18 protein-coding genes are annotated in these 16,235 nt (G+C 37.6%); 5 read left to right on the top strand and 13 right to left on the bottom strand.

From position 1 onward, the window contains the following. Positions 1–127 precede the first annotated feature (127 nt). The 5 genes from ctaF to cyoE form a co-directional block, all read right to left on the bottom strand. On the bottom strand, positions 128–463 hold the full coding sequence (ctaF, locus tag BIV60_RS23470) for a cytochrome c oxidase subunit IVB (protein WP_071358131.1): 336 nt from the start codon (positions 461–463) through the stop codon (positions 128–130). A 4-nt stretch (positions 464–467) separates the two neighbouring features. Then, positions 468–1,094, bottom strand: a complete 627-nt coding sequence (locus tag BIV60_RS23465; RefSeq protein WP_071358130.1) for a cytochrome (ubi)quinol oxidase subunit III — start codon at positions 1,092–1,094, stop codon at positions 468–470. After that, positions 1,094–2,965 (bottom strand): cytochrome c oxidase subunit I, encoded by a 1,872-nt coding sequence (ctaD, locus tag BIV60_RS23460; RefSeq protein WP_371261584.1) that lies wholly within the window; start codon positions 2,963–2,965, stop codon positions 1,094–1,096. The genes BIV60_RS23465 and ctaD overlap by 1 nt, the downstream gene beginning before the upstream one ends. A gap of 28 nt (positions 2,966–2,993) precedes the next feature. Then, a complete protein-coding gene (coxB, locus tag BIV60_RS23455; RefSeq protein ID WP_071358128.1) occupies positions 2,994–4,052 on the bottom strand; it encodes a cytochrome c oxidase subunit II in 1,059 nt (352 codons plus the stop codon). Positions 4,053–4,243: 191 nt separating this feature from the next. Continuing rightward, complete coding sequence (gene cyoE, locus BIV60_RS23450; protein WP_071358127.1) at positions 4,244–5,182, bottom strand: heme o synthase; 939 nt, start codon at positions 5,180–5,182, stop codon at positions 4,244–4,246. A gap of 562 nt (positions 5,183–5,744) precedes the next feature. On the opposite strand from cyoE, the gene BIV60_RS23445 reads away from it, so the two are divergent. Beyond that, positions 5,745–6,653, top strand: coding sequence for a COX15/CtaA family protein (locus BIV60_RS23445; RefSeq protein WP_071358126.1), 909 nt, complete (start codon positions 5,745–5,747; stop codon positions 6,651–6,653). Between the two features lie 87 nt (positions 6,654–6,740). Here BIV60_RS23445 and BIV60_RS23440 read toward each other — a convergent pair whose 3' ends face one another. Both BIV60_RS23440 and BIV60_RS23435 read right to left on the bottom strand, forming a co-directional pair. Beyond that, complete coding sequence (locus BIV60_RS23440) at positions 6,741–7,946, bottom strand: FtsW/RodA/SpoVE family cell cycle protein (RefSeq protein ID WP_071358125.1); 1,206 nt, start codon at positions 7,944–7,946, stop codon at positions 6,741–6,743. A 245-nt stretch (positions 7,947–8,191) separates the two neighbouring features. Then, positions 8,192–8,473 (bottom strand): Fpa/YlaN family protein, encoded by a 282-nt coding sequence (locus BIV60_RS23435; RefSeq protein WP_071358124.1) that lies wholly within the window; start codon positions 8,471–8,473, stop codon positions 8,192–8,194. A 177-nt stretch (positions 8,474–8,650) separates the two neighbouring features. On the opposite strand from BIV60_RS23435, the gene BIV60_RS23430 reads away from it, so the two are divergent. After that, positions 8,651–9,160, top strand: a complete 510-nt coding sequence (locus BIV60_RS23430) for a molybdopterin-binding protein (RefSeq protein WP_071358123.1) — start codon at positions 8,651–8,653, stop codon at positions 9,158–9,160. Positions 9,161–9,206: 46 nt separating this feature from the next. Here BIV60_RS23430 and BIV60_RS23425 read toward each other — a convergent pair whose 3' ends face one another. Then, a complete protein-coding gene (locus tag BIV60_RS23425; protein WP_071358122.1) occupies positions 9,207–10,535 on the bottom strand; it encodes a PhoH family protein in 1,329 nt (442 codons plus the stop codon). Between the two features lie 182 nt (positions 10,536–10,717). Between BIV60_RS23425 and BIV60_RS23420 the strand changes: the two genes are divergently transcribed. Further along, positions 10,718–11,305 (top strand): YhcN/YlaJ family sporulation lipoprotein, encoded by a 588-nt coding sequence (locus tag BIV60_RS23420; RefSeq protein WP_071358121.1) that lies wholly within the window; start codon positions 10,718–10,720, stop codon positions 11,303–11,305. 17 nt (positions 11,306–11,322) lie between these two features. On the opposite strand, the gene BIV60_RS23415 is transcribed toward BIV60_RS23420, so the two are convergent. Further along, positions 11,323–11,778 (bottom strand): pyridoxamine 5'-phosphate oxidase family protein, encoded by a 456-nt coding sequence (locus BIV60_RS23415; protein WP_071358120.1) that lies wholly within the window; start codon positions 11,776–11,778, stop codon positions 11,323–11,325. A 150-nt stretch (positions 11,779–11,928) separates the two neighbouring features. Between BIV60_RS23415 and BIV60_RS23410 the strand changes: the two genes are divergently transcribed. Continuing rightward, positions 11,929–12,129 carry a YlaI family protein gene (locus BIV60_RS23410; protein WP_071358119.1) on the top strand — a complete coding sequence of 67 codons (201 nt, stop codon included), beginning with the start codon at positions 11,929–11,931 and terminating at the stop codon, positions 12,127–12,129. A 226-nt stretch (positions 12,130–12,355) separates the two neighbouring features. On the opposite strand, the gene BIV60_RS23405 is transcribed toward BIV60_RS23410, so the two are convergent. The 3 genes from BIV60_RS23405 to typA form a co-directional block, all read right to left on the bottom strand. After that, on the bottom strand, positions 12,356–12,652 hold the full coding sequence (locus tag BIV60_RS23405; RefSeq protein ID WP_071358133.1) for a hypothetical protein: 297 nt from the start codon (positions 12,650–12,652) through the stop codon (positions 12,356–12,358). Between the two features lie 21 nt (positions 12,653–12,673). Continuing rightward, positions 12,674–12,988: a YlaH-like family protein gene (locus BIV60_RS23400; protein ID WP_071358118.1), complete on the bottom strand. Its 315-nt coding sequence runs from the start codon at positions 12,986–12,988 to the stop codon at positions 12,674–12,676. Between the two features lie 103 nt (positions 12,989–13,091). Further along, a complete protein-coding gene (typA, locus tag BIV60_RS23395) occupies positions 13,092–14,930 on the bottom strand; it encodes a translational GTPase TypA (RefSeq protein ID WP_071358117.1) in 1,839 nt (612 codons plus the stop codon). 159 nt (positions 14,931–15,089) lie between these two features. On the opposite strand from typA, the gene BIV60_RS23390 reads away from it, so the two are divergent. After that, positions 15,090–15,275, top strand: a complete 186-nt coding sequence (locus BIV60_RS23390; RefSeq protein WP_071358116.1) for a YlaF family protein — start codon at positions 15,090–15,092, stop codon at positions 15,273–15,275. Between the two features lie 105 nt (positions 15,276–15,380). Here BIV60_RS23390 and BIV60_RS23385 read toward each other — a convergent pair whose 3' ends face one another. Then, on the bottom strand, positions 15,381–16,178 hold the full coding sequence (locus tag BIV60_RS23385) for an inositol monophosphatase family protein (RefSeq protein ID WP_071358115.1): 798 nt from the start codon (positions 16,176–16,178) through the stop codon (positions 15,381–15,383). Between the last annotated feature and the right edge of the window lie 57 nt (positions 16,179–16,235).

Below are 16,235 nucleotides of genomic sequence, written 5' to 3'. Positions count from 1 at the left end.
GGATTGGCTTGTGACCTCGAGGGGCAGGACGCTTGTGCTAGACAATTCTCGAAGTGGAAATTTTATACTTTCTTTTCTCCTAAAAAAGAAAATCGGCTAAAAGCCGATTCTCTCTTTTGTGTTTTCATTACCACCAAATAATTGTTGAAAACGCTAAAACGGTAATTGCTCCAACGAGTACACCTGAGTACAAGAATAATGATGGTGCTTCATGGCCTTTGTGGCTCATGTGCATGAAATAATAGAGCTGAAAAATTACTTGAACAACAGCTAAAAGAATAATAAATGGAACAGTGAACCATGCTGTAAATCCTTTAGCTAAAACGGCTCCGAAAGCTATTAAGGTCAAGAAAATCATTAAGGCGAAAGAAACAACTTGGTATTTCATTTCTTCTTTACTTTTCTTTCGGCGATATTCAATGTCAACTCTTGGGTTACCTGAATTTACTTGTGGATTTGCCATCAGTTTATCCCACCATTCCCATTAAATATACTACTGTAAAGATAAACACCCAAACAACGTCGATAAAGTGCCAGTATAAACTAAACACATAAAATTTGGGAGCGTTATAGAGGTTTAAACCGCGTTTTGCATTACGGAACATTAGTGTTAGGCACCATAATAGACCAAAAGCAACGTGACCACCATGGAATCCAACTAATGTGTAGAAAGCAGAACCAAATGCACTGCTTGTAAATGTATGGCCTTCATGGACATAGGTTTTAAACTCGTAAACCTCAAGTCCTAAGAACCCTACACCTAATAATGCAGTTAAGCCAAGCCATACCATCATCTTTTTAAATGCAAAGTTTTTCATATGGTACATTGCATAAACACTTGTAAGCGAGCTTGTTAAAAGTAACATGGTCGCTACAAATGTAAGCGGCATTTCAAACAGGTCCTTAGCTAAATGCTGACTTGAATCAGGAACCTTATCCTTTAATGCAAGATATGTTGCAAAGAGGGAGGCGAAGAGAACCGTCTCCCCCCCTAAGAAAAACCAAAAGCCTAAAAATTTATTTTTTGATTCAAGGGTGGCTTTCTCAGGCTCAGCAGGCCATGTCTCATAGGTAAATTTTTCTTCTGCGTGCATTATGCCTTAGCCCCCTTTTCTTCTTTCAATAAATCTTCCTTGTGAATATGGAATCCATGATCATCTTTTACTGAACGGAAGAACATGGAACCAAAAGTAACAAGTAGTCCAATTATCATAACTGGTAATGCCCAAACTTTATCGTTCACATGGTACATTGCCCCAAATGCGGCAATGAAAAGCCCAAGAGCCGTTGTAAATGGTAGGAAGGATGAATTCGGCATATGAATATCACCAAGCGGCTCAGCCGGAGTCATTTCCTTCTTACCTTCCATTTTTTCCAACCAATAAGCATCTAATCCACGGACAAGTGGAAGCTGTTTAAAGTTATAAAATGGAGGTGGTGATGGGATTGACCATTCAAGAGTTCTACCATCACCCCAAGGATCATTTCCAACTTTAACGTTTTTAACAGATGTAACAATGATGTTTATTAACATAACGATGACGGCCGCACCCATAAATGCTGCACCGATAGAACTTACCATATTCGCAGCGTCAAATCCTTGACCTGGAAGGTATGTGAAAACACGACGCGGCATTCCCCATAGACCTAAGAAGTGTTGAATAAAGAATGTCAAGTGGAAGCCAATAAAGAATAACCAGAATGTTATTTTACCCATCGCTTCGTTTAACATTGTACCAAACATTTTTGGCCAATAAAGGTGAGTACCTGCGAAAATGGCAAATACTACCCCACCCACAATTACATAGTGAAAATGGGCAACAACGAAATACGTATCATGATACTGATAGTCTGCAGCAGCAGATGCAAGCATAACCCCTGTTACACCACCAGCAAGGAACGATGGAATAAAAGCAAAGGCCCAATGCATTGGAGTGGTAAATTTAACGCTCCCACCCCAAAGAGTTAATAACCAGTTGAAAATTTTGATACCTGTAGGTACACCAATTGCCATTGTAGCAACTGCGAAAATGGCATTAGTGACTGGTCCTAATCCAGTTGTGAACATATGGTGAGCCCAAACCATGAATCCTAAGAAACCGATTAAAACAGTTGCAAACACCATTGAAGAGTAACCGAATAAACGTTTTCTTGAAAAAATAGGGAGTATTTCTGAAAAAATACCAAAAGCAGGTAAGATCAAAATATAAACCTCTGGGTGACCGAATATCCAGAAAAGGTGTTCCCAAATAACGGTATTACCACCCATTGAAACTTCAAATAAGTTTGCTCCAAATAAACGGTCAAACATCATTAACACAAGTCCTACTGTTAACGGAGGGAATGCAAATAAAATGAGTGCAGAAGTTACAAATGTTGTCCAAGTAAACAAAGGCATTCTCATATAAGTCATTCCAGGTGCACGCATGTTGATGATTGTAACCAGGAAGTTAATACCACCAATCAAGGTTCCAAGACCGGAAATCTGTAAACCTAAAATATAGAAGTCAACACCATGACCCTTAGATGCGACTGCAAGTGATGCATAAGATGTCCAGCCGGCATCAGGTGCTCCACCCATAAACCATGAAAGATTCAGGAACACACCACCGAAAAAGAAAAGCCAAAAACCTAATGCATTAACATATGGGAACGCTACGTCACGTGCCCCAATTTGTAAAGGCATTACTGCATTCATAAAGCCGAAAATTAGCGGCATCGCTGCAAGGAAAATCATTGTTGTTCCGTGCATTGTGATAATTTCATTAAATTGTCCAGCACTAACAAAATCATTATTTGGTACTGCAAGCTGGATTCGGATAAAGATCGCTTCAATCCCACCGATTAAGAAGAAAAATCCGCCAGCAATCATATAGAGGATAGCGATTTTTTTATGGTCTACCGTAGTTAAATAATCCCATATAGTTCCGCCAAATCCCTTTTTTTGAGCATAGGTACTCACAATTTTACCTCCCTTTCAACCAATTCCCCAACTATTGCTGCACTTTTAATCCCATTAAATACTCAGCTAAAGCATTTAATTGATCTTCTGACATTTGTGGGTATTTACCAGTCATTTTATTTCCTGGTTTATATGTTTCAGGATTGCGAATCCAATTTTTCAATTCCGTTTTATTATGATCTAAAATACCAGCGACACGAGAACGATCACCAAAGTTCGTTAAATTTGGTGCAAGTCTTGCTGCTTCTGGTTTATTATTTTGTGGTGTTACAGCATGACATGCTACACAACTTTTATTAAAGATATCCTGTCCTTGTTGTGCTAAAGCTGATTGGGCTTTTTGAGGCTCTTTTACATTTTGCATTGCCTTTACCCAGCTATCAAATTGAGCACGGCTCATTGCTTTTACTTTAAAGTCCATTAAAGCATGAGATGGTCCGCATAACTCAGCACATTTACCATAGAAAAGGTTTCCGGCCTCTTGTGCTTTTTTTGCATCAAACTCCAGCCAAAACTTATTAATATTATCAGTATTTGTATCCATTTTACCGCCAACAGCAGGAATCCAGAATGCATGTTTTACATCCATCGACTTTAAGCTAAAATAAACCTTTTCATTTGTTGGAACTACTAACTCTTGGCTAGTTACAATTTTTTGACCTGGATATTCAAAATCCCACCAGTATAAATGTGAACGCACATTAATTACCAATGCTTTTGAATTTTTCTTATCCATTTGTGAAACATCTGCAAGCTTGAAGGTAGCAGCTACTGTTGGAACAGCAAGGATTAGAAGTAATAGAATCGGTATAACTGTCCAAGTAATTTCTAATGTATGGCTTCCTTCCACTTGTTTTGGTATTGTGTCATCCTTTCTTCTGAAGCGTAAAAATACCAATACAAAAATGATTAGTACAACTAGGATAACTCCAACCATGATGTAAGTACTTAACTTCATTAAGCCATATTGCATGTCTGCAACTTCACCGGCTGGCTGTAACGTGGATAGGAACGGTTCACCGCATCCGGAGAGAATTAGCGCTAAAATCGCAAACAACGATATTAAACGCCATTTTGCAAGCCTTTTCATAGCTCAATCAAACCCCTCTTTCGTAAAAAATTTCTTTAATATAAATGCTTGATCAAAGAAGTATGTATAATGATTCATCCATATGTAAAAGATTACCCAGCAACAAGGTTCTTTACTGAAAGATGCCGCTGGGTCATCTAAACGCCAATGGCAAATTAGCTTCCATTAGTATAGAAGAACATTAAGCAAAACTAAATCAATGTAACAATAACCATTGCTACAAAAATAATAGTTAGATATTGCAATGAGTACAAAAACATTAGTTTTGCCCACTTAATATCATCTTTGACCCTATATCCATAAATCCCTAAAACAAGCCAACCGAGATTTAACACGGTTGCCAGAATTAGAAATGGGATTCCTAAACTTTTCAAAAAAATTGGGATTGGTAATAAAACTGCTACCCAAAGTACGATGTGTCTTTTGGTCGTTTTAAATCCTTTAACCACTGGAAGCATTGGAATTCCTGCTGCTTTATATTCCTTTACTCTTCTCATCGCTAGTGCATAAAAATGAGGAGGCTGCCAAGCAAACATAAGGACAAATAACGCCCATGCCATTTTATCAAGATTTCCGTCTACTGCAGCCCAGCCTATAAGCGGCGGAACAGCACCGGAAATACTTCCGATAATCGTATTAGAAACCAATTGACGTTTTGACCATAATGTATAAAGGAAAACATAACTAAAAACTCCAAGCAGCCCTATTACTGTTGCAGTTATAGTAGTAAATAATAAAGACAGTGTTCCCAGGCCAATCAAGATAATACCAAAAGCAAGTACTTTTGCAGGAGCCAATTTTCCTGTTACAGTTGGTCTGGCTTTTGTTCTTTCCATTAAATGATCAATATCCCGGTCAAACCAGTTATTAATCACACAAGACCCAGCGATAATGAGTGCTGAACCAGCTAATGTAAAAAATACGATATCTAAGTTATTTAAAAAACTTAAACCGGTAAAATGAATTGCCAGCCAAAGACCTGTAAAAGCTGTAATGAGATTGGAATTAACAATTCCAATTTTGATGAGAGCTAAAAAGTCCTTCCATGCTGACGTTTTTTCAATACCCGTTTTCAGGCCTGATGCATCATTTTCTATCGCAGTATCACCAAGACCCTTTGAATTGGACATTTTTTATCCTCCTAATCCTTTATTACAATATTTACAATATTTACAATATCCATTATATCGATACCTAAATAATTTTGCCTTATCTAATTCCTTATAAGGAAATAGATAAGCTTAAATAAAAGTTATCTCAAGATAAGAATACATCTTAAAAAAGAAGAGTTTTAATAAACACTTTCACTGTATATTAAATCACAATTCGAGTCCTTTTTGTGAATTTTTTTTGAATAATTTTTGACTAAATTGTGTCAAAACTTTTCAGAATATTCAAAATAACATTTAAGCCTGTTATTCAGGAAAATATTCCTTAAAAGAACTGTTATTTATAGTTTTAACAAATCATTCCACAAGTTTCAATAGTTTCCACTATAATAATGGCGAAAATTAAAAATTATCCGTTCAATTGATCGGCCAAAAAAAACACCAAAAAAATCTCGAAATCCTGTTCTTTTCCTTTTGTTTTCGTTATGATGAATAGGGGCTTTTTCTGTCCTATTTCATCAATTATACTTACAATAATATCCATTGACAAATTTTCGAACTAACATTGAAGAAGGTGAATTTTTTGCAACGTTCTTTAAAGTGGCTCGCTGTAGCTACTACGATTGGGATGATTTTTGTTTTACTGGGCGGAGCACTTGTTACCAAAACAGGCTCTGGAATGGGATGCGGAAGATCATGGCCGCTTTGCGAAGACAAAATTGTCCCGTCAGATATAACTCCGGAATTAATTATTGAGCTCGCTCACCGTCTTGTATCAGGTGCAGAAGGGGTCTTGGTTCTTATTTTATCGATTTGGACCTGGAAAGCCATTGGTCATATAAGAGAAACAAAATTCCTATCATTTCTCTCATTCTTTTTCTTACTCTTACAAGGTTTAATTGGGGCAGCTGCTGTCTTGTGGGGCCAATCCAGCTTTGTTTTGGCTTTGCATTTTGGTATCTCACTTGTATCCTTTGCAGCTGTATTTTTACTAACTTTAATTATCTTTGAAGTGGATAAGAAATTTGATGTAGATAAGCTTGTTATTGATAAACGAATGAGTTTTCATATCGTCGGTGTTTCCATTTACAGTTATATTGTCATTTATACTGGTGCACTGGTCCGCCATACCGAATCAAGCCTGGTTTGCCGTGATTGGCCGTTATGCCTTAATGATGCGCCATCCCTGCCAACAAATATGTATGAATGGGTACAAATGGGACATCGGGCTGCAGCAGGAATAATTTTTATTTGGATTGCCTATGTTACATACTTGGCGATACGCCGATATAACCAGCAAAAGGTTCTTTACTGGGGATGGATTATTTCATTTTGTCTTGTGTGCTTGCAAGGAATTGCCGGTGCCTTGATTATTTTTAGCAGACTAAATCTCTATATAGCACTATTGCACGCCTTTTTCATCACTTGTTTATTTGGGGTTTTAAGCTATTTATTACTTTTATATTCAAGAGTAAGAAAAAAACATAAATAAGATAAGTGAAGGCGCCACAGCTGGACCATTCTCAAAGCAATTAATAAATACTTATACAATAAAAAAGCTGCCAACCCGGCAGCTTTTTTATTGTTGCAAGTAAAATACTTTTCCGTCATTTTTCTGTTCTTTTTTCACTTTTTGGTCCGATTTATTTTTCGTACTCTCATATTTAACAAACATGGATACATTGACTAAAATTCCGGCAGCTATGGCAAGCGAAAGCAGCGAGGAACCACCGTAACTTACAAATGGCAATGGTACACCCGTAAGTGGAATGACTCCTGATATCCCCCCTAGGTTAATAAAGGTTTGAATTCCAATCATGCTGGAAATTCCTATCGCCAACAGGCTTCCAAAAGGGTCCTTGCATTTTAACCCAATATAGATTCCCCTAAGAACAATATAAGCCAAGGTTAAAACAACAAAGCCAACCCCCCATACTCCAAGTTCTTCAGCAATTACGGCCATAATAAAATCTGTATGGGATTCTGGAAGATAACCAAGCTTCTGAATACTTCTTCCTAGTCCTAATCCATTAATCCCACCGGAACCTATCGCAATATATGAATTTGCCAGGTGGAACCCGGATGTTTGTTCTTCTTTAAACGGATCGTTTAATACGGCAAACCGATCAACTCTTTTTTGAGACAAGATTGCTCCCTTCCCAAAAGCAAGAAAAATTAACCCTACGATAACCCCAATCAGCAATAGTTTAGAAATACTTTTAAAATTCATGCCGGATGATAGGATAACCGTACCGGCGATTAGAATAATTATAAGAGCTGTCCCATAGTCAGGCTGTTTGGCAATCAGAACGCAAACAATCAAAAGGTAAAATAATGGTGGAAGAACCCCTTTGTTAAACTGGTTGATGTAATTCTGTTTCTTTGCATAAACAGCCGACAAATAGATAATGACAGCAAGTTTAACAAATTCCGAAGGCTGAATTTTTAATGGCCCAAATTGATACCAGCTTTGGGCATTACCTGCAACATTTCCGAACACGAATAAACCCATAAGAGCCATAATCGATAGGATCACCATCGGAGCTAAAAAGTGTTTGGTAAACGTCATTATTTTATATGGAATCACCGCTGTAAAAATAAAAATCGCCAATGATATGAGCAAAAATATTTTTTGCCTCTGGTAAAAAAAATCACTTGGAACTTTATATCGTTGAACAGCAGATGCCATGCTAGCACTGTAAACCATTACCAGTCCAAATGCTGACAGAAGAATAATTGCAAGGATTAAAGTATAATCATAGGATTTAAATATTTTTTTTACCATTCAATTCCCTCAACTTCAAAAATAATTTGATTAATATTATTATAATAGAAAATCGGGCAGATTACTTGAGGAAATCTTACTGGCTGCATGATTTTTTATTACTAAAAAATGGCTGTGTTAAATTTGACTGTTGATTTCTGCTCCATTCAACATGGATAAGAAATCAACAATGACCTTAAACACAGCCAAAATAATAAAGAACCCAAACACTTAATGTTTTCAATGTTTGAGTTCTTTAGGTCGATTTATTTTCTTTTGAATGCATCGTGAAGAGCCGATAATTCACGTTCCAATTGATCTAAAATCGCTTTCCCATCTTTAATATCAATTAAGCCTAATCTAGCCGCAAAATCTATCTCTCTCGATAAACCAAACATTTGGGTGTCCAATACCTCTTCATAAAGAGGGCATTGAGGCATCGTAAGATTGTCCATTTGCACTTTAATAAGCTTTAATATTTTCTCAGCGTCAGCCTGTAATAAGGCATATGCTTTTTCCTGATGATTCACGATCATTTCAGACGCCAACATTCATCCCCCCGTTTCAGAGCGATAACCTACTTATCTTTAAATTTTACCGTTTGAAGCATAAAAATGCAAGAATAATGACATACAAGTAAAAGCAGAAATTCACTTTCTTCCTTAAATGACATTCGAATAAAAAAGGGCTATACTTAATTCGAGTGATGAACGGGGGTAAAAAAATTGGAAAACATAATTTTAATTACAGGAAATTGTAAATATACGATTACTCTTGATCCGAGTGTGTGGATTTTTGATGATCGACGCGTTGATTTAACCACCTACTTTTCCGACAAAAAGGAAGTTAAAGATCAACTCGAGGAATACACTAAAGCCGTTTCAAAGCATTGGGACCGTGAAATTATGGAAGGCGCAATCTTTCCGCCAACTTTAAAAACTGAAAAAAAGTTTGAAAAAAAGCTTGAAAAAATAAAGATGTTGACAAGTACATTCGGGATTTCTTTTAAACCTTTTCTGGAAAATTCACAACCAAATCCTGATGCTAAGATAGTCATTGCCGAGACCTCAGAAGGGGAAATTGAAATTCCCCTTGAAAAGGCGTACGAGTTAATTCTTAAATTCTCTCAAGATGGAAAGCAATTATCGGAAGATGGACCCATACACCTTTTTTATGGAGATGGTTCAAATCAGCAAAATCCATTTAAAAACGTTAAAAAATTTATTGTGAAATAAGACAAGACGGGTGCAGCAAAGCGCCCGTTTAAGTTTTTGCATGTTTTTAAAGAAGATCTGCAGCGAGTCTTGCAAGCCCCGATCTTTCCCCTTTTAGCAATTTTACATGACCTGAGATATCTTGATCCTTAAACCTTTCAACTACGTAGGTAAGTCCGTTGTTATAAGCATCCAAATAAGGATGATCGATTTGTTCCGGGTCTCCCATTAATACAATTTTACTGCCCTCTCCGACACGAGTTAAGATGGTTTTCACTTCATGCTTCGTTAAATTTTGTGCTTCATCAATAATGATAAATTGTTTTGGCAAACTTCTCCCCCGAATATAGGTTAATGCCTCTACCTCGATGGAACCCATCCCGGCCAAAATGGCATCCAGTTCCCCTGGTTTCTTTGTGTTAAACAGGAATTCCAAATTATCATATATAGGCTGCATCCACGGCCTAAGCTTCTCTTGTTTTTCCCCCGGCAGAAATCCCAGATCCTTTCCTACTGGTACGATGGGTCTAGCAACTAAAAGTTTTTTATATTCTCTAAAATCTTCTGTCTGCATTAAACCTGCAGCTAAAGCCAATAAAGTTTTCCCGGTCCCCGCTTTTCCGATAAGTGTTACCAATGTAATATCCTTACGAAGAAGTAATTCAATCGCCATGGTCTGCTGAACATTTCGCGGATGTATTCCCCATACATGTTCCTGATTTAACGAAAGCTTTTTTACCTTCTTGCTCGTTTTGTCCACCATGCCAATCGCGGATGCCGAACTTCCAAGGGCATCCTTCATAATAAGAAATTGGCTTGGATAAAAAGGATGATTGGCAATTTCAGAAAGAAAAAGTTCTCCTTTTTCGTAAAATCGACCCAATAATTCAATCGCTACAAATACCTCAATAAATCCTGTATAAATATGTTCAAATTCAACTACCCTATCGTTTAAAAAATCCTCGGCATCAAGGCCGATGGCATCTGCTTTAACCCGAACCAGAGCATCCTTGCTGACGAGTATAACCGGTTTCCCATTTTCCTTTGTTTGTTCCTCCATATATAAATTCTTCGCAACTGCAAGAATTCGGTTATCATTTGTTTTTTCAATAAAAATATCCTGAAGTTCATGAAAGGAACGATGGTTTAATTCAATTCTAATCGTTCCGCCATTCTCCAGCGGGATTTTTTCATGGAGCTTTCCTGCAGCCCGCAAGCCATCGATTAGCCTTGATACCTGCCTGGCATTTCTACCAATCTCATCCATATATCTTTTCTTTGAGTCCACTTCTTCCAGAACCACTGCAGGAATGACCACTTCATTATCTTCAAATGAAAAAATGGAATACGGGTCTTGTAACAAGACATTCGTATCTAACACGTATATTTTACTCAAAGCGACGCCTCCCGCTTCTCTAGTTGTTTTGGCTTGTTTATAATTTTTTAACAAACCATTTTACCTGTACTACTTTGGTAAAATATATGTTTATTCGAATAAAGATAGAAGGAGTAATGCACAATAAATGTTAACGAAATCAATGAAATATTCCATCAAGGTTTCCAAGAGGTGAATGTGAAATGTGGAAATTAGCGGCCGCCATTATTATATTATTTTGCATTGCTGGATGCGTAAAAAATGAGGCCAATCAAAAACAAGAAAATAAATCATCATTAGTAAATGTAAAAAACAGTTATATTGAAAATGTCGATCGGAAAACAGGTCAAGAAATTTCTAAACGCTTAGTGGATCTGGCCACAAGTGTCCCGAATGTTAATGATGCTACTGCTGTTGTCCTTGGTCGATACGCTATCGTGGGAATTGATGTAAATTCTAAATTAGAACGTTCCCAGGTTGGAACGATTAAGTACTCTGTAGCGGAAAGCTTGAGAAAAGACCCCTATGGCGCAAAATCTATTGTGGTTGCAGATGCTGATACAACGGAACGATTGAGAGAAATTTCTGCCGATATCAAGAAGGGAAGACCCATACAAGGTATCATGGAGGAACTTGCAGATGTTGCAGGAAGATTAATGCCTGAGGTTCCAGGCGACATTATTACTCCGAATCCAAAGAATGCAACGGATAAACCCGATAATAGTCTATCACCAAAGGAAGAAAAGAATTTGAATAAGAAACAAGAAGAACAGTCTAATTATCATAAATGAAAAAAGCTTAGTGAAAACTAAGCTTTTTTCATGGCATCCATTACTTGTTTATCAAGTTTCGCAGCTGCATTTTTATCGTATGTTTTATCATACTGTACTTCGGTTACAATTTTTGAACCGTAGAACATAACATCTCTGACTTCGTTTATAGATACTTCAATTAATGCCAATTTCAAAGGAACATCCTGGAGTCTTTCTTCTTTAATGGAAGCAGTCCCCTGGATGGAGTATGTAGATTCGTTGGCAATTAAATTAATTACGACTTGATTATTATTACCGATATTCTGGACAATTCTGGAACGATTATCAACCGCAAAATAAATGGTTTCTTCATCCTTTGCAAGAATCCAGGAAATCGCGCTAACATTTGGTCCGCCTGTTTCATAATCGACTGTTGCCAATGTTACGAACCTCTCTTTTTGCAGTTCATCATATAGGATTTTAATTAATTTAGGTTCAACTTGGTTCGCCATCATTACACCTCCTTTAAAAACAGTTATTCTAATATTACTACTATCTATTTTTTTCATCAACATTCATACAATATAACGCGCTTTTCTCTTGGCTTAATATGATATACTATTAAAATAAATAGCGGCTTTGAAGATAATTGGGGGGTTAAAATGAGGGTAAAATGCGTAATCTGCGATAAAATAGAAAAAATTGACGATGAAACGCTGATCGCGAAGCGATTGCGTAATCGTCCTATCCATACATATATGTGTAATGATTGCAGTGCAAGAATAGCCGATAAAACAAAAGCAAGAATTGACACCGGAAAATTCCGATTTTTCCGGGAGCGGCCTGAAAAGGATGATTGGTAAACCCCAACCTCTTTTCAAAAATAAAAAAAGCGCAAGCGCTTTGCTCAGCCTCAGGCATAGCAGAAGACAAGCCAATCCGTCCAAAAGGTTGTTCTTTAACCTTTTGGACGGATTGGCTTGTGACCTCGAGGGGCAGGACGCTTGCGCTGGACAATTCTCGATTCCGAATTTTATACTTTCTTATCTCAATAAAAAGCCCCTCAAGTTTACCTTGAGGGGCTTTTTATTATTCTTCCTCCGCAGGGAAGTTGCAATATTTGTCGGGTTCTCCATTGATTTGGTCTAACATAACCTCAATAACCTCGCGGGGGAAACGCTGTTTCTTGCTTTCGCCGTCTTGATGAAAGGTTACATAATACATGACTTCATCTGTTGTGATCACAATGTTGGAAAGACGATAATCGGAAACCAGAATTTCTTCAAAGAGGTCAACCGTCTCCTTAGCAGCCGTATCATCAGGACGGGAATCACTTACAACCTTAATTGTAAGCCAATTATATAATGCATCCTGCAAGGATTTCATTTTCATTTCCGTATCCCCCAACTACTTTGCTTCTGCCTGATGTTTTTTCGATTGATGCAAGCGAATTTTATAGATAATCAAAATTAAAGCCGCCACGACAAGTCCCTCTGCAACCGGTAAAAAGATCCCTAAAAAAGTAAGGAGGGTACAGCCGACACATAAAAAGATATAAATCACAATTGATTTTCCCAGAGGCAGCTTTTTGGCAAAACCAAGCTTATAGACAACAATCGATAAAGCAACAATGGTTAAGTATAATAACCACATGCCTATTTTAGGCTGTTCTGTTACCTTATAAAGAGCTGCAAAAAATGAAAGACGTTCTGCTACATTCACCCACAAAACCTCCTTGGTATTTCAATTTTATCAGTGGTTTCGTTGGAGATCAGAGAGTCCATTCTAACATTTTCTGCCACTGACACATTTCTAAAAGGGCTTCTTAACTCATTTCAGCATATTTTTTCTTTTTAGCCATGCGTTCCCGTTCATTTTTATCAAGAATTTTTTTACGAAGACGGATGGATTCCGGTGTTACTTCACAATATTCGTCCTCATTTAAATATTCAAGTGATTCCTCAAGAGTCATAATTTTTGGCTTTTTAATGACTGAAGTTTGATCTTTATTTGCTGAACGCACATTTGTAGCTTGTTTCACTTTTGTGATATTAACGGTTATATCGTTTTCACGCGTGTGCTCTCCGACAATCATACCCTCATAAATTTCAGTTCCCGGTTCAACAAAAATCGTTCCTCGGTCTTCTACTTGCATGATGCCATATGTGGAAGCTTTTCCTGATTCCATTGAAACTAGTACTCCTTGACGTCTTCCTCCAACTTGGCCTTGAAGCATTGGCTGATAGCTATCAAAGGTGTGGTTAATAATTCCATATCCACGAGTCATCGTTAAGAATTCTGTTGTATATCCAATTAATCCGCGAGCAGGAACATTAAAGATTAAACGAACTTGACCCGATCCATTATTAATCATGTCGATCATTTCACCTTTGCGGGCACCAATGGATTCCATTACAGCACCTGTATGCTCTTCTGGAACATCAATTTGTACCCGTTCAACAGGCTCACAGCGTACACCATCAATTTCCTTTACGATTACTTCCGGTTTAGAAACCTGTAGCTCATAACCTTCACGACGCATGTTTTCAATCAAAATCGATAAGTGGAGTTCTCCACGACCGGAAACAATCCATGCATCAGGTGAATCTGTATTTTCGACACGTAAGCTTACATCTGTTTGTAATTGGGCACGAAGTCTCTCTTCAATCTTTCTCGCCGTTAAATATTTTCCTTCGCGACCTGCAAATGGACTATTATTGACAACGAAGGTCATTTGTAAAGTCGGTTCATCAATCCGTAAAACAGGTAATGCTTCTTGGTGCTCAGTCGGACAAACTGTTTCACCTACGTTTATATCTTCCATTCCGGATACTGCGATTAAATCTCCCGCTTTTGCTTCTTTGATTTCTTGACGTTTTAAACCAAAGAATCCAAAAATCTTGGTAACACGGAATTGTTTAACTGATCCGTCTAATTTCATTAAGGCAACCTGTTGGCCTACATGCATTGTCCCACGAAATACCCGTCCGATTCCAATTCTTCCTACAAAATCATTGTAATCAAGAAGCGCTACTTGAAATTGCAACGGTTCATCGCTGTTATCAACTGGCGAAGGGATGTTATCAACAATGGAATCATACAAACATTGCATGTTTTCATCCTGTTGATGAGGATCCGTACTTGCTGTCCCATTAATGGCCGATGCGTAAATTACTGGGAACTCAAGCTGATCTTCCGTTGCGTCAAGTTCAATAAACAAATCGATGACTTCATCAATAACTTCTTCTGGTCGGGCAAAATCACGGTCGATTTTATTTACGACTACAATTGGTGTAAGATTTTGCTCTAATGCTTTTTTCAGCACAAATCGTGTTTGCGGCATTGTCCCTTCATAGGCATCAACAACAAGCAAAACCCCATCAACCATTTTCATGATACGTTCTACTTCTCCGCCAAAGTCAGCGTGTCCCGGTGTGTCGAGAATATTGATACGGGTATCTTTATATTGAATCGCTGTGTTCTTGGCAAGAATCGTGATTCCACGTTCTCTTTCAATATCATTTGAATCCATCGCACGCTCTTCTACATGCTCATTGGAACGGAAGGTTCCGGATTGTTTTAACAACTGGTCAACCAAAGTTGTTTTACCATGGTCAACGTGGGCAATTATGGCAATATTGCGAATATCTTCTCTTATTTTCAAAAAATTCACTCCTACCTCTATTCATAAAATAAAGCTTATTATAGTTTTTCAAATATAACTAAAACATTATACCATAATTAAAGTGGAAACCTAAAAGGATTTTATGTAGAATAATACTTGTAAAGGAATTTAATTTTATTATTATAGTGGGGTATAGATATGAAACAAATAAAATGGAGTTTACTTTTATATGCATTTCTTGCTGCCGCCTTCATTGCCGGTATTGGTGTTGCCATTGCTGAGCAAAGTATAATCGGTACGATTGGCTGTATTATCGCCGTTATTTTAATTATGGGAATGGGATTTAAAACGAAAGCAAAAATGAGAGCAAACGGCCAATTATAAAGAAAAGCGGAAGCGCCTTGGCCAGCCCCGACAAGCGCTTCGGCCCCTAGGGGCTAGGCGCTAAAGCTATACAATTAGAAAAAGAAGCCTGTGTAAGGCTTCTTTTTACCATTTACCATCTTTTAAATATTTCTTTAAAATCGTTTCATGCAAGCCGGGCTTCGCAACAAACAGAGAATCTTTTGTAAGATAATCAAGTTTTTCCCCTCTTAAATTGGTTATAATCCCTCCTAATTCTTCGACAATCACAGCACCACCAGCAAAATCCCATGGAGAAAGCCGCATGGATATATAGGCATCCACGCGTCCTGTTGCCACAAATACCATTTCGAGTGCAGCCGTTCCATAAGACCTTGTTCCCCGTGCATCCCTAACAAGTGGAATAAGTAAATTATGGTCAATACGATGGTTCTTCATTACCCAAGTGGCATTTAATGCAATAATTGATTCCTCGACATTTGCCTCCTTTAAGGCCGGAATTACCTTATCATTTAAATAGGCACCCTTTCCCCTTAAAGCATGATACAATTCATCATGAACCACATCATAAATTATCCCAATTTTTCCGATGCCTTCATCATAAATTCCAAGCGAAATAGCAAAATTACGCTGCTGATGGATAAAATTCATCGTCCCGTCAATTGGGTCAATCATCCATACAATTCCGTGCAAATTCTTAAGCTCATCTCCAAACCCTTCCTCGCCTAAAATTTTATGATCTGGGTAGGTCTCTCTAATTTTCCCAATAAAAAATTGTTCAATTTCTTTATCCATATTGGTGACAAGGTCATTCGCATTTGATTTTGTTTGAATATTCAACGTCTTGTCAAAGGATGATCTAATTCTTTCCCCGGCTTCTTTTACCCAAGCCAGCGCATGAGTATAAATATGATCCCAATTCATTTTGCTCCTCCAATGCTTCCGAATTTACAAGATGTGTCTAATGTATGTAGTAAGAAT

Origin of the sequence: Bacillus sp. MUM 116 (assembly GCF_001866655.1) — a bacterium.
Lineage (GTDB): Bacteria > Bacillota > Bacilli > Bacillales > Cytobacillaceae > Neobacillus.
The sequence above is the reverse complement of the archived record's forward strand: the minus strand, read 5'-3'. Positions and strand labels throughout refer to the sequence as shown.